Source organism: Streptomyces sp. NPDC055962 (assembly GCF_042270185.1).
GTDB lineage: Bacteria > Actinomycetota > Actinomycetes > Streptomycetales > Streptomycetaceae > Streptomyces.
In genome coordinates this window covers 1-18,401 of sequence record NZ_JBHJYN010000015.1, presented here as the reverse complement: position 1 = coordinate 18,401, position 18,401 = coordinate 1, and the positions used below count along the sequence as shown (strand labels likewise).

Here is an 18,401-nt window from a genome sequence, read left to right as displayed (position 1 = left end):
GGCACCCGGCACGGCGCGTAAGGCCGGGACCTCAGTGGCCGCTCCACCACCGCACGACGGCGTTCCACAGCCTGGACGGCCCGCTCCGCTGCGCCGGGATGGCGGCTGCCCCCGCCGGCGCGGGTCCGGTGGTGCCGGCTCCGTCCGGCGCATGGCCCGCCTGGGGCGGCACGGGGCTCCGGTGGACGGCGGGCGACGACACCTGCCAGTCGGCACGCGAGCGGGCACGGGACACCGCCGGCAGCGGCTCGGCGTCGATCTCCTGCTCCGCGGTGGGCGCGAAGCCCGCCGGGAGGTCCACCAGGTGCCGCGACATGAAGTTCCCTGCCCAGCTCAGAGCGCTCTCCTCGACCCCGAGCTCCAGGTCGGGAAGACGCATCAGCAGGGCGTCGACGCCGACGTCGGCGATGGCACGGCCGATGTCCTGGCCGGGGCACTCGTGGGGGCCGCTGCTGAACGCCATGTGTGCACGGTTGCCCTCCATGTTGACGGTGAGGTCGGGCCGCACCGCGGGGTCCGTGTTGGCCGGTGCGATCCCGACGATCAGGGCGTCCCCCGCCTTGATCTGCTGGCCGCCGAGCTCGGTGTCGCCGACGGCCCAGCGGCCCAGGACCGACGTGAACGGCGGCTCGTCCCACAGTGTCTGCTCGACCGCCTCGGGGACGGTCATGTGCCCGCCGCTGAGCCTGGCCCGGAACCGGGGGTCCGTGAGGACCATGCGCAGCACGTTGGCGATCAGGTTGGTGGTCGTCTCGTAGGCGACGATCAGGACCACCCGGAGGTGCTCGCTGACCTCCTTGTCGGTGAGGCCGGCGGGGTGTTCGACCAGCCAGCTGGCGAAGTCCTCGGCGGGCGCCGCGCGACGGCGCTGGACCAGCCGGTCGAGCGCACCGATCACGTAGGCGTTGCTCGCCACGGCGGTCTCAGAGCCGCGCGTCATGTCGCGGGCGGCCTGGACCAGCCGGTCGTTGTACTCCTCCGGCATGCCGATGATCGCGCACATCACCATCATCGGGAGCCGCTCGGCGAACTGGCTGACCAGTTCGACGCGGCCCGCGCGGCAGAAGTCGTTGACGAGCCGGTTGCTGTACCGGTTGATGTGGCGGCGCACGCCACGGGTGTCGATGCGCCCCATGCTGTCGGTGACCGCGCCGCGCAGCCTCTCGTGCTCGGCGCCCTCGGCGAAGGAGCACACCGGCTGCCAGGTGAAGAGCGGGGCGAGCGGGTGGTCCGGGGCGACGCTGCCGTCCTGCAGGGCGCGCCAGCGTCGTGAGTCGCGGGAGAACTGCGAGGGGGTGCGCGTCATGTGGAGGTTCTCGCTGTGCCCGAGCACCAGCCAGGCGGGCACGTCCTCGTGCAGCAGGACGGGGGCCACCGTGCCGTGTTCGGCACGCAGCTTCTCGTAGAGACCCGTGGGGTCCGCCTCGGCCTCGGCACCGTACAGCCGGCGCAGTCCGCCGGGGCCGATGCCCATGCCGTGCGCGGGGCACTGCGGGGGTGGCACCGGTCCGGTGGCCGATCCGGGTTCGTGCTGGAAGGGGGTTGTCACAGTGGCTCCAGGAAATAAGACGTCCCGGGACCGGGCGCGTGGGGACAGGGCCCGTTCACCGGCAGGGGGTGTGCCGTCGTCAGGTGAGCGGCACGGCAAGGCGGTGCAGGTAACGCATCAGGGTCATCAGCACATCGCGGCTCGAGGTACGCAGCCGGGCGTCGCAGTCGATCATCGGGACCTCGTCCGGCAGGTCCAGCGCGCTGCGCAGGGCCTCGACGGGGTGGTGCGGTGCGTCGGGGAAGGTGTTGACCGCGACGACGAACGGCACGCCGCGCTCCTCCAGCCTTCCGATGACGTCGAAGCTGACCTGGAGCCGACGGGTGTCGATGAGGACGACGGCCCCGAGCGCTCCTTCGAACAGTCCGTTCCACAGGAACCAGAAGCGTTCCTGGCCCGGGGTGCCGAACAGGTAGAGGATCAGTTCCTCACTGAGGCTGATCCGGCCGAAGTCCATGGCGACGGTGGTGGCGGTCTTGGTCTCCACACCCACGTTGTCGTCCACGCCGATGCCGGCCTGGGTCATGGTCTCTTCGGTCGTCAGGGGCCGGATCTCGCTCACCGAGCCGACCATGGTCGTCTTGCCGACCCCGAACCCTCCGACGACGACGACCTTCACCGCGGCCGTGGCCGTGCTGGGGAGGACGTCCTCGCTGCGGGGGCCCGTGATCGTGTCAGAGCTTCTGAAGTCCATGCATCACCGCTTCGAGGAGGGACCGGTCCGGGAGCGCGGCGCGGACGATGGGCGCGCGCGACTCGATCAGTTCGGTCGCCAGGAGTTCTGTCAGGAGCGAGGTGACCACGCTGAAGGGCAGGCTCAGATAGGCCGAGATCTCGGCGACGGACAACGGCGCCTTGCAGAGCCTCAGGATCGCGGCCTGCTCGGGCTGGACCGTGGGCGACGGCTCGGCCTGCGCCACCACCATCGTGACGAGGTCGAGTGCCGCACGTTCGCCGTCGGGCGCGCCGGTGATCACATAGAGCCGTTCCGGGTCGCTCAGCGCCGGTTCGGCCTTTCGGCGTTCTCGTCGGGGAGGACTCATCCGGCCTGCCCGTCATGGCGCGGAGGGCTCGTCAGATGCGCCCCGATCCGCACGACCATGTCGCGCATGCGGGCCCCCACCAGTCCGGCGTCGACCGTCTCGCCGGCCAGGACAGCGAGGTAGGCACCGGCCCCGGCCGCCATCAGGTAGAAGAACCCTCCGGTGACCTCGATGACGACGAGCTTCATCAGGCCGTCGCTGTACGGGATCTCGGTGGCGACGGCCGCGGCGAGGCTCTGCAGCCCGGCGCAGGCCGCGGCGAGACGGTCGGCCACGTCGGGGTCGCCGCCGTGCCGGGCGATCCGGAGGCCGTCGGCGGAGAGCACCACGATCTGGTGGATGCTCGGTACGTCGTCGGCCAGTTCCTTGAGCATCCAGTCCATGTTTCCCCGCTGCTGGATCACTTCTCGTCTCCCTTGTCCCACGCGTCGTCAGAATCCGAGTCGTTCCCGGGCTCCTTGGGCACTCCGTTGACGGCCTGGGTGAAGGCCTCCAGCCAGAGGCCGGGCGGCGGCGTGTCGCCGCCACCGTGCCCGTTGTGCCCGTTGTGCCCGTTGTGCCCGTTGCGCGCGGCGGGCTCTGCGGCCGGCGCGGACTGCTGCGGGAGATTGTGCGAACCGAGCGGCGCGCGCCCCCGGCTGCGGCGCTGCGGGAGCCCGCCCTCGGTCCATTCGGTCACGACGATCTCGTCGTCGCCACCGCCCATCACCGATGCGGCGGGCGCGGGCCGTGCGGCGGACGCCGCGGGGGCCGGGGCCTTGGCGGGAGCGGGGGCGGAGGACGCGAGCGACGGCACGGGCCCGGTCGCCTCGTGCCGCGACTTCTGCTTGCCGCGGGGCGGAACGACGTGCTGCATCTGCGACATGTCGAGCGAGCTCTGCGGACGCGAGGTGGCGCCGATGCCGTGCGCGATGCCGGGCGCCGGGCCCGTGGTGATCATGTCCCGCGGCACGATGAGCACGGCACGGACGCCTCCGTAGGCGGACTGCCGCAGTGAGACCTGGAGTTGGTACATGCGGGCGAGCCGGCCGACCACGGCCATGCCGAGGCGCGGGGACTCCCCGAGGTCGTTCATGTTGATGCCGGCCTGGGCCTGCGCGAGCATGTTCTCGGCCCGCACCCGGGCCTCCTCGCTGAGGCTGACGCCGCCGTCCTCGATCTCGATGGCGATGCCGGTCTGCACCTCGACCGCGGTGACGTGCACCCGGGTCTGGGGCGGCGAGTAGCGCGTCGCGTTGTCGAGGAGTTCGGCGCAGGCGTGGATGAGCGGCTCGACCGCGGTGCCGACGATGGCGACCTTCGCGATCGAGTGCAGATCGACGCGCTGGTACTCGAGGATCCGGGACATCGCTCCGCGCAGCACGCTGAACAGCGGTACGGCCTTGGGCCACTGGCGGCTGGGGCGGGCGCCGCCGAGTACGGCGATGGAGTCGGCGAGCCGTCCGATCAGCGCGGTGCCGTGGTCGATGCGGAGCAGGTCGTCGAAGACGTCGGGGTTGCGGCCGTGGTGGTCCTCCATCTCCCTGAGCTCACTGGCCTGCCGGTGGACGATGGCCTGGACCCGGCGGGCGACGCTGACGAAGGCGCGCTGCGCGGAGTCACGCATGGCCTCCTCGTTGTCGATGATGTCGAGGACCTGGAGGACCAGGGCGCGTTGCGCCTTGGGGAGGTCGCGGTAGGACTCGTCTGCGTCGACGACGTCGCGCATCACTTCCTGCGGCGAGTTGCTGGCGCGCAGCCGCCGGATCGCGACGGGCAGGAGCTCCTTGCTGAGCCGCTCGGTCTCCTGGTCGTACGAGGCGATGCGCCGCTCCAGGAAGGCGATGCGCTGTTCGTACTCGGCTCGCTGGACGCGCATCGCGCGGCGCCGGCGGTTGAGCACGACGGTGAGCGTGGCGACCACGACGGTGGCGATCGCCCCGCACCAGACGACTGCCGCCCGTGCGGCCCCGGTGACCGGCACGGCACCGGCGGCGGTGGCGCCGGCCATCAGCACGACGGGCAGGAGCGCGGCGCGTACGACGGGGACGTCTCTGTTGGTCGGCGGTGATTCAACACGGACCATCTAAACCCTCTGGCGGTTGATTCGGGAGGTATACGCACTTGGACGGACAGGTATGAACAAGTGCCCTGATTCATCTCAACTCGACTTCACTGCGCGTGAGCCTAACCAGATCAGAACAGTGCCTCGGCATATTCGCCCAACCCCCTGCGCGAGCCCGCCGGCGGTAATACACTCGCCAGTTTTCGCACTCAGCGCCGTCGCGCGTGCGCGGGGAGTGACGACGTCGAAGAATCGGGAGAAAGCAGACCCTTGCGTCCTTCTCTGCGGGACAGCGAAGGAGTGGCCTCAGGCAGGCGAGGGAGCGAATCTCCAGCAGATATGCCGGATCAGGGGTACAGGCAAGCGGAAATCATCGACGCTTGCGAATGCTTGTGCACCTCAGAGCGGGACAAGGGCACATGCGATCGAATCGGATCGAAAGGAGCGGATTCCAGAGCGACGGACGTGCGTGCGAGCGCTCCGGCGCGGCACACGTGGAAACGGCTCGCCCGCGCTGCCGGGCTCCGGCCTCCGGATGCCGGGGCCGCCGCCGCCCTGCGCCGCCCTCACGTTCCGTGAGATCCGGCGGCAGGCGGGCCGGCGGCGCCCCCTGCCGGGCGGCCGTCGTCTCCTCAGCGACGGCCGCCGCCGAGCCGGCCCTCCAGCTGCACCAGCAGCTCGCCGAGCTGCCCGCTGAGTCCGCTGCGCGTCTCCTCGTCGAGCCCGGAGAGCACCGACCGCTCGTAGGCGAGCTGTTCGGGCAGCAGTCGGTCGACCAGGGCCCTGCCGGTCTCCGTCAGCCCCACATGGGCGACCCTGCGGTCCCTGTCGTCGCTGCGACGGCCGATCAGGCCGGCCTCCTGCAGCACGCGCAGCCGCTTCGTGACGGCGGCCCCGGACGAGAAGGTCTCGCGGGCGAGCTCGCCCGGGGTGAGCTCGCGGTCGGTGCGCCGCATCGCGCCGAGCAGATCGAACTCGGCACGGGTCAGACCGGCAGCGCGCAGGGGCGCGTCCTCCGCCTGCTGGAGGAGGGCCGCGCAGCGGTTGATGCGGCCGATGAGCTCCATCGGTCCCGTGTCCAGCCCCGGGTTGACGGCCTGCCACTGCCGTACCACCGAGGCCACGATGTCGTCGGTCACACCGCTCCGTTCGCCGGGGGCAGGGTGATCAGTCCCTGCCGTTGTGCTGTCGCCGCGAGCGTACGGTGTCCTGCCTGCTCAGCGGCGAGCAGCTCTTCCTCCGGCAGGGCGCGCTGCCACCATTCGCCCGACGCGACGTCACTGGCGTCGCGCAGCTCGACGAGGGAGGCGGTGAGCCGCCTGCGCGCCGCTTCGAGGGCCAGGGGATCCGCGGCGGGGTCGGCGACCGACCGCTCCGCGCGCTCGCGCGCGTCCTCCGTTGCGGCGAGGGCCCGTTCCACGAGGCCGGACGCCCGGCGGTTGGTGACCGCGACCACGGCGAGGAAGCCCACCGCGACGCCGACGAGGGTGTCCAGGGCGCGGTCCGCCACGAGTTGCCCGGCGGGCTGGAACCCGCCGAACTCCAGGATCAGCAGGGCCATCGGGGTGACGGCGACCGAGCCGAGCCAGTAGTTGCGGGTGATCAGGGCCTCGGCGGCGAAGTTGAAGAAGAGGACGCACAGCACGAGGACGAGCGGGCTGACCCGGGCGAGCGGGAGGACGGCCGCGAAGACCAGCACACCGAGAAGGTTGCCGACCGTCCGCTGGAGCCCCCTGCTCCACGAGAGGCTGAGATTGGGCTGGTAGACGGAGGCCGCCGTGACGATGGCCCAGTACGGGTGGCCGACGCCGAGCGCCGAGGACACGTAGCCGGCCAGGGCGCAGCCGACGAGCGTGCGCACGGCGACCGGCAGCACCGGGGAGCCCGGCCCAAGGGTGCGCAGCAGCCTGCGCCGGGCTTCGCGGCGCCCCCGCCGCATCCGCTGCCCGGCCCGTTCGGCGTCGATGCCGAAGAGCTGCTCGACCGTGCCGGGAGCGGGCGGCGGGTCCGGGACGGGACCGCGGCCCCGGGTCTCCTCCGCCCAGCCGCGCAGCCCCTCGGGGCCGGCGGCGTCGGCGTGCCCGCCGGCCGTCGTGGTGGCGAGGGCGCGCTCGGCATGGACGACCAGCCGCTCGAGCGCCTGCCGTACGGGGGTGGGGCGGCCGGCCGCCAGCAGGGACTGCCAGGCCGCCTGGACCGCTGCCGCCGCCGCGTGCCGGGTCCGGGGGCCGGGCTCCTCGGCGTACGCCGCGGCGGCGTCGAGCGCGCGGGCGGTGGCGAGGCGTTCGGGCCCCTCCCTGCGCCGGAGGGCCGGACCGGCGGTGACCAGCCAGGAGAAGGCTCCCGCGGCCAGCATCAGGGCCAGGTGACCCGGCACCTGCCCGAGCTCCTGCGGGGCGAAGAGGGCGGCCGAGGTGACGAAGGCGAAGATCACGTTGCCGGGCGGGCCGATGCGGGTCGCGTCGCAGAAGGTCTTCTGCACCGCCGCGAGCAGCGCCCCGACGGCGATCAGCACGGCCGTCGAGTCGGTGAGCGAGGCGGCGACCAGGGAGACCGCCAGTCCCGCGGCCATCCCGAGGATCACGCGGAGGACGGTGTGGGCCCGGCGGGCGTACGGCAGGTTGTGCCCGTAGAGCGCGCAGAGCGAACCCGCCATCGTGTACATGATGAGGTCGAGGCGGTCGAGGGAGTGGAGCAGCAGATTCGGGACGGCCGAGGCGACTACCACGCTCAGGGCGGGCTTATACCAGATCTCGGCGGGGCTCTTCAGCCGCAGGGTACCCGCGATCGGCAGTCTGCGGACGGATGGCTTGCGGGTTCGCACGGCTGTCTCACTCACCCATAGAGTTTAACAGGTGTTACACACGTAAAACATATACGCCCGGGCGGCCCGCACTCAGGGGCCTGCGGGTGCCCTCGCCTCGTCCGGCGTCCGGAACGCCTCGGCTGCGTCCGCCACCCGGCGCATCAGACCGAAGAGTGTCTGCTGCTCCTCCGGCGAGAGCGGGCCGAGGAAGACCTGGTTCATCCCGACCGTGCGCAGGGCCAGCCGCCGGTGGGTGCGGACGCCCTCGCCCGTGAGACGGAGCAGGAAACGGCGCCCGTCGCCCGGATCGCGCACCTTGTCCAGCAGCTCCCGGCGCAGCAGCCGGGTGATCACCTCGGCGACGGTGGACCGGTCGAGGCCGACCCGCTCCCCCACCGTCCGCTGGTCGAGGCCCGGTTCGGCGGTCAGGGCGTTGAGGACGGCGAACTGGGGCGAGGTGATCTCCTGGGAGACCATCGTGCTCCAGAGCAGGTGGTGCGCCTGCTGGAGGCGCCGGGCCAGGTGCCCGGGGTGGGTGCTCAGGTCGACCGCCTGCACGGAACTGTCCTCTCTCCGTCGGCCCTGGGCCGCCCGCGATCCGACCGGACGGCCGAAGATACACAGTGTACTGAGGGTATTGACCATCACGACAAGCCCTGGATAGCTTCATGGCCATCGCATTTTACTCAGTGCACTGAGCATTATCCGCACCTCACGGAGCCGCGACATGACTGCACGTGACCTTCCTTCCGCTCCCCTGCCCGACGGGATGACCCAGCGGGAGATCGACTCCGAGGTGGCCAGGGCCCACGCCGCGGCCGAGCCGGGCGTCCACCACCCGCCGCGCGACTACCCCCCGTACCGCAGCAGCCATTTCCGCCACCCGCACCGCTCCCTCGTCCCGGTGCGCGACCCGGAGGCGGTCGAACTGTCCGGGCCCGCCTTCGGCGTCACCGATGTGACGGCGCTGGACCGCGACCTGACCGCGCAGCACGACGGCGAGCCCCTCGGGGAGCGGATCACCGTCACCGGCCGGGTGCTGGACCGGGCCGGCCGGCCGGTGCGGGGGCAGCTCGTCGAGCTGTGGCAGGCCAACGCCTCCGGCCGGTACGCCCATCAGCTCGACCGGCACCCGGCGCCCCTCGATCCGAATTTCACGGGGTTCGGACGCTGCCTGACCGACGACGACGGCGGCTACTCCTTCACGACCGTCAAGCCTGGCGCCTACCCGTGGCGCAACCACACCAATGCCTGGCGCCCCGCGCACATCCACTTCTCGCTGTTCGGCACGTCGTTCAGCCAGCGACTCGTCACCCAGATGTACTTCCCGGGTGACCCGCTCCTCCCCTACGACCCGGTCATCCGCTCCGTCACCGACCAGGCCGCACGCGAGCGGCTCATATCGGCGTACGACCACGACCTGTCCGTCCCCGAGTGGTCCCTCGGCTACCGCTGGGACATCGTCCTGGACGGACCGTGCGCCACCTGGACCGAGGAAGAAGGCGACGCCTGATGTCCCACGCCCCCACCCCCTCCCAGACCGTGGGCCCCTTCTACGGCTACGCCCTGCCCTTCCCCGGCGGCAGCGAGGTGGCCCCGGCCGGGCACCCCGGCACGGTCACGGTGCACGGCCGCGTGCTCGACGGGCTGGGCGCCCCCGTGCCCGACGCGATCGTCGAGACCTGGCAGCCCGCGCCCGACGGATCACGCACCGGGCTCCCGGGGACGCTCCGCCACGACCCCGCGACAGGCAAGGTGATCGGACGCGACGGCGTGGACTTCACCGGGTTCGGCCGGGCACCGACGGACGCGGCAGGACACTGGTTCGTGCGTACGCTCCCGCCCGGCGGAGCCCCGTACATCTGTGCGGCCGTCTTCGCCCGCGGCCTGGTCCACCACCTCTACACCCGCGTCTACCTCCCCGATCTGCTGGACGAGGGCACGAAGACGGGTGATCCGCTGCTGGAGTCGCTGGACGCGGAGCGGCGCGCCACACTGATCGCGGCGCGCACGGACGCCCGCACCTACCGCTTCGACATCCGTCTCCAGGGCGCCGGCGAGACGGTCTTCCTGGAGTTCAGCTGATGCACGAGAACGACGCCGGGCTCCTCGCCCCCGGACGGGCCGGCTCGGCGGCCGAGGCCGCCACCGGCGACCACGCCTTCCTCCAGGCGCTCCTGGACGCCGAGGCGGCGCTCACCCGGGCCTGCTCCGCCTCGGGGCTCGCTCCCTCGGACGCGGGGCATGCGGTCACCGAGGCGGCGGACGCCGGCCGTTTCGACGTACGGGAGCTGGCGCTGCGCGCGCGGGGCGGCGGCAATCCGGTGATCCCGCTGGTCGCCGCCCTGTCGGCGGCCGTCGGCGAGGAGGTGCGGCCGTTCGTCCACCGGGGCGCGACCAGTCAGGACATCCTCGACACGGCGGCGATGCTGGTGGCCTCCCGGACCCTGGCGCTCGTCCTCGACGACCTGGGGCGGACCGCCGACGCGCTGGAGCGGCTGGCGGCGGACCACCGCGACACGCCGATGCCCGGCCGCACCCTGACCCAGCACGCCGTGCCGACGGCCTTCGGCCTCAAGGCCGCCGGCTGGCGCTCGCTGGTGCTCGACGCGCGGGACCGGCTGCGGGCCGTGCGCGGCACGCTCCCCGTCCAGCTCGGCGGCGCGGCAGGCACGCTGGCCGCCTTCGCCACGGACGCGGGGAGCCCGGCGGCACTCGCTCTCGTCACGGCGTACGCGGAGGAACTGGGCCTGGCCGAGCCGCTGCTGCCCTGGCACACCCTGCGCACCCCGGTCGCCGACCTGGGCGGGGCCCTCGCCTTCACCGCGGGTGCGCTCGGAAAGGCGGCGGCCGATGTGCTCACGCTCTCCCGCACCGAGATCGCCGAGGTCGCCGAGGGGTCCGGGGGCGGGTCGTCCGCGATGCCGCACAAGGCCAATCCGGTCCGTGCCGCCCTGATCGCCGCGGCGGCCCGGCGTGCGCCCGGGGCCGCGGCCACGCTGTACGGGTCGCTCGCCGCCGAGGACGAGCGGCCGGCCGGGGCCTGGCACGCCGAGTGGGAGCCCCTGCGCGACCTGCTGCGCCTGGTCGGCGGCGCCGCGAGGGACGCGGCCGAACTCGCCGAGGGCCTCACGGTGTTCCCGGAGGCCATGTACCACCACCTGGGGCTGACCGGCGGACTGATCGTCTCGGAGCGGCTGGCCGCCGTCGCCGCCGGGCGGGTCGGCCGCGCCCGCGCCGCGGAGATCCTCGCCGAGGCCGCCGCCCTGGCCCGCGCCGAGCGCAGACCGCTGGCGGAGGTCCTCTCCGGCGAGCCCGCCTTCGAGGGCCTGGATCTCACCGAACTGACCGACCCCGCCCGGTACACCGGCTGCGCCGGGCATCTCACCGACCGCGCTCTGGAGCGCCGATGACGACGACACCCGACCATCTCCTCCACCATCACGCCGAAGGACCGGCGGGCGCTCCCCCGCTCCTGCTCGGTCCGTCGCTCGGCACCTCCACCGCGCTCTGGGACGGGGTCGCCCCCGAACTCTCCGCCGCCCACCGGGTCGTGCGGTGGGACCTCCCCGGGCACGGCGGATCGCCCGCCGGACTCATCGGCCCCGGTGCCCGGATCGCCGACCTGGGCACGCTGGTCCTGGCTCTCGCCGACTCGCTGTCGCTGGAGCGGTTCTCGTACGCCGGGGTCTCGCTGGGCGGGGCCGTGGGTCTCTGGCTCGCGGTCCACCACCCCGAACGCGTCGACCGCCTGGCCGTCGTCTGTTCGTCCGCCCACTTCGGCGACCCGGGGCCGTGGCGGGAGCGGGCCGCGCTGGTGCGCGCCGAGGGACTCGGCAGGGTCGCGGAGAGCGCGGCCGGCCGCTGGTTCACACCCGGGTTCACCGAGCCCCGGCTGCTCGACGACCTCCTGGCCACCGACCCGTCGGCGTACGCCGCGTGCTGCGACGTGCTCGCCGACTACGACCTGCGGCCGGAACTGCCCGGGGTACGGGCACGGACCCTGGTCGTCGCCGGACGCGAGGACCCGGCCACGCCGCCCGCGCACGCCCGGGAGATCGCCGACGCCGTCCCGGGCGCCGCGCTGACCGAACTGCCGCACGCCTCCCACCTGGCTCCGGCCGAGCGCCCCGAGGCCGTACGGGAGGCGCTGCGTGCCCACTTCGCGCCCCGGGAACGCGGGAGCGGCACAGCCGTGCGCCGCGAGGTCCTCGGCGATGCCCACGTGGACCGGGCACAGGCGGCGACCACCGAATTCACCGCCCCCTTCCAGGAGTTCATCTCCCGCTACGCCTGGGGCGAGATCTGGACGGACCCGACGCTGTCACGGCGCGAACGCAGCCTGATCACCCTGACCGCCCTGGTCGCCCACGGCCACCACGAAGAGCTGGCCATGCACGTCCGGGCGGCGGTACGCAACGGTCTCAGCCCGCGGGAGATCGGGGCCGCGCTCCTGCAGACGGGGGTCTACTGCGGGGTCCCGGCGGCGAACGCGGCGTTCGCGGTGGCCGGACGGGTGCTCTCCGAGGCGGCGGAGCCGGAGCGGGACGGGCCTCAGCCCGGCTGACCGTCCCCCCGGACCCGGGCGTGGACGTGCATGTCGTGCCACCCGTCGGCGTGGAGATTTCCGCGCCGGCGTGTGCCTTCGAGCGCGAATCCGGCCTTGGTCGCGACGCGGCAGGACGCCTCGTTCGCCAGCGAGTGGACGAGTTCGAGGCGCTCGAAGCCGGTCTTCTCGTCGAGGGCCCACCGCTGCACCGTGCCGACCGCCCGGGGAGCGACACCCTTCCCTCGGGCGGCAGGAAGGACCCAGTAGGCGCACTCGGCGTAGCCGACCGACGGGATCAGGCCGCGCAGCGCGATCCTCCCGAGCACCTCGTCACGCCCCCCGGCGCCGGGCCGGACGATCGCCCAGTGGATGTCGGTCTCGGTGGACCAGGCCGACGTCCACTGCTCGATCCAGGACGCGGCCTCCTCCTCGGAGTCGGCCCTGAGCATGTGCCAGTGCTGGATCGCGGGATCGGAGAAAGCGGCGAGGACGGCCGGCGCGTCCGCCGGGTGCCACGGCCGCACCAGCAGTCCTTCCCCGGCGGGGAGCGAGGGCTGAGGGGACGAGGAGAGCTGTCCCGGCGCGATGTGAGGAGGCACCAGTCTCGGCATGCCCGTCATCCTGCCAGACGCCCGGCGCGTCCCCCGGTGATCAGCCGAGGCCGCGGGCGTCCTGCTTGAGCGCGGTGTCGACGGTCAGGGCCGTCGCCACGACGAGGCTCAACAGCGGCTCGGGGAGCTGGTAATGGATCTGCAGCACGTAGTTGTCCGCCGTGGTGAACATGGTCTTCGCCAGGCCTTCCCAGGTCTTGGTGATCCTGGCGATCTCGGCGCCGTTGTGGTCGACGATGGCGAAGTTCCAGGCACGCCAGTTCTCGGCCTTGATCGCTCCGACCTGCTGCCCGTCGACCGTCATGGCGAAATTGATCTTGCCGATGGCGTTCTGCTGGACGATCTCGCCGACGGGCCGGCCGTCCGGACGCTGCACGACGACCCGGGACTTGATGAACTTGGCGGGCCGGGTCAGGAGCAGCTGCGGCTGCCCGTACGCGTCGCGGATCTCCAGACGGTGCGTGAGGTACTGGTCGATACTGGAGACGAATCTGAGCACCTTGCGGAGCGCGCTCTGGCCGACCTGGACGACCGAACCGACGGTGTTGCCCTGCTGGTCGAAGACGCGGTACTCGTTCGTGACCTCGATCAGCTTGGCCTTCTGGTTCACGACCAGGACCTGCTGGTCGAACAGCGATCCGGCGCCCGGCACACCGTGCTGGGGAGCACCCTGCACGGGAAGACCCTGCTGGGGAACGCCGTGCGGCGCAACGCCCTGCTGGGGAGCCGCCTGCTGCTGCGGGGCGAACTGCTGGGGAGCCGCCTGCTGCTGGGGAGCCGCGGCCTGCGGCTGCGCGGCAGGCGCGTGGCCGGAAACGGGCGCTGCGGCCTGAGCGGGCGCCTGTCCCTCGACCGGGTGCGTGTGCTCCGTCCAGCGGGAGCCGTCCCAGTAGCGCAGCAGGTGGGGCGCGCCGTGGGGGTCCGGGTGCCAGCCCGCAGGTACGTTCGATTGCGTCGTCACCGGGGCACACTATCCTGCCGAACCGCGGGCCGAACTCATTGAAGGTTCACACACCATCTACGATGGCGGCGATGACCGGAGCGAGCGGACGGACGGACCGACGGCGGAGCGGCATGGGCCTTTCCGCCGTGCTGGGCTGGGCGCTGATGCTCGTCGCCGTGCTCCTCTGCTGCTCCCCCGCCGCAGCGGCCGCGGCTCCGGCCGGGACGCCCTCCGGGAGCGCGGTCAGAACCTTCACCCCGGTACCGGGGGCGGTCGCCCCGGTCGTCGTGGCCGACGCCCCCGACGAGCACGGTGCCGGCAGCTCCTGCCACGGGACGACGGACCATTCGACGGCCGTCGTCCTTCCGGGCAACCCCGCTCCCGCCGCCCTGCCCGGCCCCTCGGCGGCGCTCCGGACCACGCCGCTCACCGGCGGCGCCGCCATCCGCGGCCCGTCCGTCGACGGCGTGGGCGCCGTCGACCGGCTCCGTCTCCAGGTCCAACGGATCTAGGCCCGCCCCGGGTCCGCCCTCCGCGCCGACGATGCGCCGGAGGCGGCCTTCCGTGTGCCCGTTCCCCGTGCGGCGCCCCGTGCGCACACGATCCGCTGATCCCGAGGACCTGACATGGCTTCCGCCAAGAACCGGAACACCCCTGCCGCCGCGCGCCGCGCCAAACTCGAGGAGGCCCGCCGCAAGGAGCGGGCCCGCGAGCGCCGCAGCCGCGTCGTCACCATCACCGCGGCCGTCGTCGTGCTCGCCGGCCTCGTCGCCGGCGGCGGCTACCTGGTTTCGGCCGCCGACGAGCAGGACAAGGCCGAGGAGCAGGCCAGGACCTCGCCGGTCACCGGCGAGAAGTCCTGGGACGACCTGACCCAGGACCACGTCGAAACGCCCGTCGACTACCCGATGAACCCGCCCGTCGGCGGGGACCACGACCCGGTCTGGATGAACTGCGACGCCGACGTCTACACGAAGGCGATACCGGACGAGAACGCGGTCCACTCCCTGGAGCACGGCGCCGTCTGGGTCACGTACAACGACAAGGCGGCCGAGGCCGACGTCAAGGCGCTCTCCGAGCGCGTCGCGAAGACGCCCTACTCCTTGATGAGCCCCGTGGCCGGCCAGAAGGACCCGCTGATGCTCAGCGCCTGGGGCAGGCAGCTCACCGTGGAGAGCGCCACCGACGCGCGTGTCGCGCAGTTCTTCACCAAGTACGTCCAGGGCGCGCAGACCCCCGAGCCGGGCGCCGCCTGCTCCGGCGGGGTGGCCGGGTGACCGCGTCCGCGCGGGCCCACCGCCCACTCGTGTGGGCCGGGGCCCTGGTATTCGTGGTGGCCGTGGGGCTCGTGCTCCTGATGGTGGTACGCCCCTCGGCGGCCTCCCCGTCCGGCTCCGGGGCGGCTCCCGCGGAGAGCTCGGCGGACGTGGGGTTCGCGCGGGACATGTCGGTCCACCACCAGCAGGCGGTGGAGATGGCGTTCCTCGTACGGGACCGCACGGAGGACGAGGCCGTGCGACGGCTGGCCTACGACATCATCAACACCCAGGCCAACCAGCGGGGCATGATGCTGGGATGGCTGGAGTCCTGGGGCAGGCCCAAGAGCACGGACCGGCCGCCGATGGAGTGGATGGGGCACGCCGCCGTCCCGTCCGACGGCTCCCTCATGCCGGGCATGGCGACGGACACCGAGCTGGACGGGCTCCGCGCGGCGCGGGGCAGGGCCGCCGAGGTGCTGTTCCTTCAGCTGATGACCGTCCATCACCGGACGGGCGCCGACATGGCACGGGCGGCCGCCGGCTCGGCCGGCACGGACGAGATCAGGAATCTGGCCGCCGGCATGGCCCGGGCGCAGGAGTCGGAGATCTCGCTGATGGCGGACATGCTCACGGCCCGCGGCGCGAAGCCCTGACCCCTCGCCGCACATGGTGTCCTGGGCCCGGTGGCACCAGGCCCAGGACACCACGAATTCACCTGGCGCCCTTGTCGTCCTCATGGGCACGACACCGGTGCACCGCCCCCGCGCCCGACACTTCCCGATGAGTCATGGACATGTCCCTCTCACGACAGGAAGCACTGTGCGCATGCACCGCTCCCCTCGCCCGGCGGCCACCGCCCTCCTCGGTACGGCGCTCCTCACCCTCGTCACACTGTCCCCCGCCCACGCCCGCTCGCTCCCGGTCGTCGGCGCGACGGCGGAGACGGCCGCGCTGTACGACGACGAGGCCGGCGGCAACGCGAACGCCGACGACCCGGCGATCTGGCGCAACGACGCCGCCCCCGGGCGCAGTCTGGTCGTGGCCACCGCCAAGGAGGGCGGGCTGCGGGTCTACGACCTCGGCGCGCGCCTGGTCCAGTCGGTCCCCGCGCCGGCACCCGCCACTGAGGACGACGCGCCGGGCAGGTTCAACAACGTCGACCTCGTGACCGGTCTCCGCACCCCGGCCGGCCGGGCCGACGTGGCCGTGGTGAGCGACCGGGGCAACGACCGTCTGCGCATCTACCGCGTCGACCCCTCGCAGCCCGGCGGCCCTCTGAAGGACGTCACCGATCCCGGCGCCGCCCCGGTCTTCTCCGCCGGCCAGGCGGAGATCAACGAGCAGCGGACCGCGTACGGGCTGGCCACCTGGCAGGACCGCTCCTCCGGACGCTCGTACGCGCTCGTCAGCCGGCGCAACACCACGGACCTCGCGCTCCTGGAACTGCGGCCGACCGCCGCGGGCACGGTGGGCTACCGGCTGGTGCGCACCCTCTCCCTCCCCTCCTCCTTCCGGCTCCCGGACGGCACCGCGTGGACGCCGTGCGGTGAGCCGGGTGAGCTGCCCCAGGTCGAGGGCATGGTCGTCGACCCGGCGGACGGCACGCTCTACGCGGGTCAGGAGGACGTAGGCATCTGGCGGCTTCCGGCCGGGCTGAACGGGCGCCCGGTCCTGGTGGACAAGGTCCGCGAGTACGGCGTACCGGGGACGTACGACCCGGAGACCGAGGAGTGCGCGCCCGGCGCGGACCCCGGGTTCGGCGGCAGGCGGCTGGCGGCCGACGTGGAGGGCCTGACCCTCGTCGAGGAGTCCGGCGGCGAGGGCCACCTCATGGCGTCCGGCCAGGGTGACGACAGCTTCGCGCTGTACGACCGCGAGATCTCCGAGCGCAACGCGTACGAGGGCGGCTTCCGTGTCGGCGCCGTGTCGGCGGACCTCGACGGCAGCGAGGAGTGCGACGGCGCCGATGTGCTGAACGAGCCGCTGGGGGCGCGCTACCCGCACGGGCTGCTCGTGGTCCAGGACGGCCACGAGACGTCGGCGTCGGGGAGCGGGGAGGGCCGGGAGGCGACCGGCTTCAAGTTCGTCGACCTCCGTGCGGTGAAGGACGCGGCGCACCTGTAGCCGGCTGTACGGTCTCCTGCCGCGGGCCGGGTCCCCGGGGGCATCGCATAGGCTCGTCGACGACATGAAGAGCTACCTCGCGCCCCTGGGGTCCAAGGCCGACAAGGACACCGTGCGCCGCCACAACCTGAGCCTGGTGCTGCGTGCCGTGCGGGACGAGGGCGAGGCCGGCGAGGCCACGCGCGCCGGGGTCTCCGCACGGGTCGGGCTCACCCGGGCCGCGGTGTCCTCCCTGGTCGAGCAGTTGCTGGACAGCGGCTTCGTCACCGAGTCGGGCAAGACATTCAGCGGGCAGGCCGGGCGCCCCGGCACGGCCCTGAAAGTGGCGCGCACCGGGCCCGCGGGGCTCGGGGTGGAGATCAACATCGACTACGTGTCGGTGTGCGTGGTGGATCTGGCGGGCACCGGCCGGGTGCGGCAGACCGAGCACCTGGACAACCGCGGCGCCCCGCCGGAGGAGGTCCTGGCCCGGGCGGCCGGGATCGCTGCCCGCACGCTCGACTCGGCGCGGGAACAGGAGCTGTACCCGGTCGGTACCGCCCTCGCGCTGCCCGGACTCGTCTCGGGCGGCTCGGTGCGCCAGGCGCCGAACCTGGGCTGGAACCAGGTCCCCGCCGAGGAGCTGTTCGCCGGCGCACTCGCCGGCCTGCGCCCCGGTACGGCGCCCCTGCCCGTGCGGTCCGAGAACGAGGCCAATCTGGCGGCTCTGGCCGAGCTGTGGTTCGGCGGGCTCGACACCGTACGCAGCTTCCTTTACCTGACGGGCGAGATCGGCGTCGGCGGAGCCCTGGTGCTGGACGGCGAACTGCTGCGCGGAGCGCACGGTTTCGCCGGGGAGATCGGGCACGTGGTGGTGGATCCCACCGGCCCGGAGTGCCGGTGCGGCTCGCGCGGCTGCCTCGAGCAGTACGCCGGCCAGTCCGCCCTGCTGCGGGCGGCCGGCATCGGCGAGGGCGGGGCCGCCGGTGTGATGGAGCTGGAGCGGCGGGCGCAGGCGGGCGACCCGGTGACACTGGCCGCCGTGGCCGACGCCGGCCGGATGCTGGGGCAGGTGCTGTCCGGAGCCGTGAATCTGTTCGACCCGGACGCCGTGGTGCTGGGCGGGATATACCGCGGACTGATGCCGTGGCTCTCCCCGCCCGCCGACGCGGAACTCACGGGCCGCGTGGTGTCCGGCCTCTGGTCGAGGAACGGCGGCAGGCTGCGCGCGTCGTCCGTCGCGGGTGACGCGGCACGGGGCGCGGCGGCGCTGGTGGTGCAGGACGTGCTGGCCGACCCGGTCGCCTACGCCCCGCCCGTGGACGTCTGACGGCGGTTCCGCCACCGTCCGGGGCGCCCGGTGGTGGTGCCGGGTGCTCCGGGGGGTGGGTCAGCGGACGCCCAGGAGGTGTTCCATGGCGAGCTGGTCGAGGGCTTCGAAGGCCATGGAGCGTTCTGCTGCGGTGGTGGGGTCGAAGGTCTCGTAGGCGGTGG

General features: G+C 73.0%; 19 protein-coding genes. 9 read left to right on the top strand and 10 right to left on the bottom strand.

Annotated elements, in window-relative coordinates; all coding sequences use genetic code 11:
- Positions 1-31 precede the first annotated feature (31 nt).
- The 8 genes from ACFC51_RS30975 to ACFC51_RS30940 all read right to left on the bottom strand — a co-directional run bounded on the left by ACFC51_RS30975 (position 32) and on the right by ACFC51_RS30940 (position 8,000).
- Positions 32-1,549, bottom strand: a complete 1,518-nt coding sequence (locus ACFC51_RS30975) for a cytochrome P450 (RefSeq protein ID WP_376532013.1) — start codon at positions 1,547-1,549, stop codon at positions 32-34.
- A 79-nt stretch (positions 1,550-1,628) separates the two neighbouring features.
- Positions 1,629-2,243 carry an ATP/GTP-binding protein gene (locus ACFC51_RS30970; protein WP_376375729.1) on the bottom strand — a complete coding sequence of 205 codons (615 nt, stop codon included), beginning with the start codon at positions 2,241-2,243 and terminating at the stop codon, positions 1,629-1,631.
- Positions 2,224-2,592: a DUF742 domain-containing protein gene (locus tag ACFC51_RS30965; protein ID WP_329235656.1), complete on the bottom strand. Its 369-nt coding sequence runs from the start codon at positions 2,590-2,592 to the stop codon at positions 2,224-2,226. Before ACFC51_RS30965 ends, ACFC51_RS30970 begins: the two co-directional genes overlap by 20 nt.
- Positions 2,589-2,996: a roadblock/LC7 domain-containing protein gene (locus tag ACFC51_RS30960; protein ID WP_014152870.1), complete on the bottom strand. Its 408-nt coding sequence runs from the start codon at positions 2,994-2,996 to the stop codon at positions 2,589-2,591. Before ACFC51_RS30960 ends, ACFC51_RS30965 begins: the two co-directional genes overlap by 4 nt.
- The gene (locus ACFC51_RS30955; protein WP_376532011.1) at positions 2,993-4,657 is read right to left on the bottom strand and encodes a sensor histidine kinase; all 1,665 of its coding nucleotides are present in this window, start codon (positions 4,655-4,657) and stop codon (positions 2,993-2,995) included. Before ACFC51_RS30955 ends, ACFC51_RS30960 begins: the two co-directional genes overlap by 4 nt.
- Positions 4,658-5,268: 611 nt before the next feature.
- Positions 5,269-5,775, bottom strand: a complete 507-nt coding sequence (locus ACFC51_RS30950; protein ID WP_376375722.1) for a MarR family winged helix-turn-helix transcriptional regulator — start codon at positions 5,773-5,775, stop codon at positions 5,269-5,271.
- A complete protein-coding gene (locus ACFC51_RS30945; RefSeq protein WP_376532009.1) occupies positions 5,772-7,475 on the bottom strand; it encodes an FUSC family protein in 1,704 nt (567 codons plus the stop codon). Before ACFC51_RS30945 ends, ACFC51_RS30950 begins: the two co-directional genes overlap by 4 nt.
- A 57-nt stretch (positions 7,476-7,532) precedes the next feature.
- Positions 7,533-8,000, bottom strand: a complete 468-nt coding sequence (locus tag ACFC51_RS30940) for a MarR family winged helix-turn-helix transcriptional regulator (RefSeq protein WP_376375716.1) — start codon at positions 7,998-8,000, stop codon at positions 7,533-7,535.
- 169 nt (positions 8,001-8,169) lie between these two features.
- On the opposite strand from ACFC51_RS30940, the gene pcaH reads away from it, so the two are divergent.
- The 4 genes from pcaH to pcaD are packed head-to-tail and all read left to right on the top strand — an operon-like array spanning position 8,170 to position 12,009.
- The gene (gene pcaH, locus ACFC51_RS30935) at positions 8,170-8,955 is read left to right on the top strand and encodes a protocatechuate 3,4-dioxygenase subunit beta (protein WP_376532007.1); all 786 of its coding nucleotides are present in this window, start codon (positions 8,170-8,172) and stop codon (positions 8,953-8,955) included.
- Positions 8,955-9,527, top strand: a complete 573-nt coding sequence (gene pcaG / locus ACFC51_RS30930) for a protocatechuate 3,4-dioxygenase subunit alpha (protein WP_376375713.1) — start codon at positions 8,955-8,957, stop codon at positions 9,525-9,527. The genes pcaH and pcaG overlap by 1 nt, the downstream gene beginning before the upstream one ends.
- Positions 9,527-10,855: a 3-carboxy-cis,cis-muconate cycloisomerase gene (gene pcaB, locus ACFC51_RS30925; RefSeq protein ID WP_376532005.1), complete on the top strand. Its 1,329-nt coding sequence runs from the start codon at positions 9,527-9,529 to the stop codon at positions 10,853-10,855. The genes pcaG and pcaB overlap by 1 nt, the downstream gene beginning before the upstream one ends.
- Positions 10,852-12,009, top strand: coding sequence for a 3-oxoadipate enol-lactonase (gene pcaD / locus ACFC51_RS30920; protein WP_376532003.1), 1,158 nt, complete (start codon positions 10,852-10,854; stop codon positions 12,007-12,009). The genes pcaB and pcaD overlap by 4 nt, the downstream gene beginning before the upstream one ends.
- On the opposite strand, the gene ACFC51_RS30915 is transcribed toward pcaD, so the two are convergent.
- A complete protein-coding gene (locus ACFC51_RS30915) occupies positions 11,997-12,602 on the bottom strand; it encodes a GNAT family N-acetyltransferase (RefSeq protein ID WP_376532001.1) in 606 nt (201 codons plus the stop codon). The genes pcaD and ACFC51_RS30915 overlap by 13 nt on opposite strands.
- A 40-nt stretch (positions 12,603-12,642) precedes the next feature.
- On the bottom strand, positions 12,643-13,563 hold the full coding sequence (locus ACFC51_RS30910; RefSeq protein WP_376531999.1) for a phospholipid scramblase-related protein: 921 nt from the start codon (positions 13,561-13,563) through the stop codon (positions 12,643-12,645).
- Between the two features lie 62 nt (positions 13,564-13,625).
- Here ACFC51_RS30910 and ACFC51_RS30905 point away from each other — a divergent pair, with 62 nt between their 5' ends.
- The 5 genes from ACFC51_RS30905 (at position 13,626) to ACFC51_RS30885 (ending at position 18,237) form a co-directional block, all read left to right on the top strand.
- On the top strand, positions 13,626-14,057 hold the full coding sequence (locus ACFC51_RS30905; RefSeq protein ID WP_376531997.1) for a hypothetical protein: 432 nt from the start codon (positions 13,626-13,628) through the stop codon (positions 14,055-14,057).
- A gap of 114 nt (positions 14,058-14,171) precedes the next feature.
- Positions 14,172-14,822 (top strand): DUF3105 domain-containing protein, encoded by a 651-nt coding sequence (locus tag ACFC51_RS30900; RefSeq protein ID WP_376531996.1) that lies wholly within the window; start codon positions 14,172-14,174, stop codon positions 14,820-14,822.
- Complete coding sequence (locus ACFC51_RS30895) at positions 14,819-15,457, top strand: DUF305 domain-containing protein (RefSeq protein ID WP_376375694.1); 639 nt, start codon at positions 14,819-14,821, stop codon at positions 15,455-15,457. Before ACFC51_RS30900 ends, ACFC51_RS30895 begins: the two co-directional genes overlap by 4 nt.
- Before the next feature lie 172 nt (positions 15,458-15,629).
- A complete protein-coding gene (locus ACFC51_RS30890; RefSeq protein WP_376375691.1) occupies positions 15,630-16,928 on the top strand; it encodes a phytase in 1,299 nt (432 codons plus the stop codon).
- 64 nt (positions 16,929-16,992) lie between these two features.
- On the top strand, positions 16,993-18,237 hold the full coding sequence (locus ACFC51_RS30885) for an ROK family protein (protein ID WP_376531994.1): 1,245 nt from the start codon (positions 16,993-16,995) through the stop codon (positions 18,235-18,237).
- Positions 18,238-18,401: the final 164 nt, after the last annotated feature.

What these genes read in the sequence shown, in the direction of transcription:
- ACFC51_RS30970 (WP_376375729.1), bottom strand. Translation starts at nt 2,243, where the DNA reads ATGGACTTCAGAAGCTCTGACACGATCACGGGCCCCCGCAGCGAGGAC.
- ACFC51_RS30965 (WP_329235656.1), bottom strand. Translation starts at nt 2,592, where the DNA reads ATGAGTCCTCCCCGACGAGAACGCCGAAAGGCCGAACCGGCGCTGAGC.
- ACFC51_RS30955 (WP_376532011.1), bottom strand. Translation starts at nt 4,657, where the DNA reads ATGGTCCGTGTTGAATCACCGCCGACCAACAGAGACGTCCCCGTCGTA.
- pcaH (WP_376532007.1), top strand. Translation starts at nt 8,170, where the DNA reads ATGACTGCACGTGACCTTCCTTCCGCTCCCCTGCCCGACGGGATGACC.
- pcaG (WP_376375713.1), top strand. Translation starts at nt 8,955, where the DNA reads ATGTCCCACGCCCCCACCCCCTCCCAGACCGTGGGCCCCTTCTACGGC.
- pcaB (WP_376532005.1), top strand. Translation starts at nt 9,527, where the DNA reads ATGCACGAGAACGACGCCGGGCTCCTCGCCCCCGGACGGGCCGGCTCG.
- pcaD (WP_376532003.1), top strand. Translation starts at nt 10,852, where the DNA reads ATGACGACGACACCCGACCATCTCCTCCACCATCACGCCGAAGGACCG.
- ACFC51_RS30915 (WP_376532001.1), bottom strand. Translation starts at nt 12,602, where the DNA reads ATGCCGAGACTGGTGCCTCCTCACATCGCGCCGGGACAGCTCTCCTCG.
- ACFC51_RS30905 (WP_376531997.1), top strand. Translation starts at nt 13,626, where the DNA reads ATGGCGGCGATGACCGGAGCGAGCGGACGGACGGACCGACGGCGGAGC.
- ACFC51_RS30900 (WP_376531996.1), top strand. Translation starts at nt 14,172, where the DNA reads ATGGCTTCCGCCAAGAACCGGAACACCCCTGCCGCCGCGCGCCGCGCC.
- ACFC51_RS30890 (WP_376375691.1), top strand. Translation starts at nt 15,630, where the DNA reads ATGCACCGCTCCCCTCGCCCGGCGGCCACCGCCCTCCTCGGTACGGCG.
- ACFC51_RS30885 (WP_376531994.1), top strand. Translation starts at nt 16,993, where the DNA reads ATGAAGAGCTACCTCGCGCCCCTGGGGTCCAAGGCCGACAAGGACACC.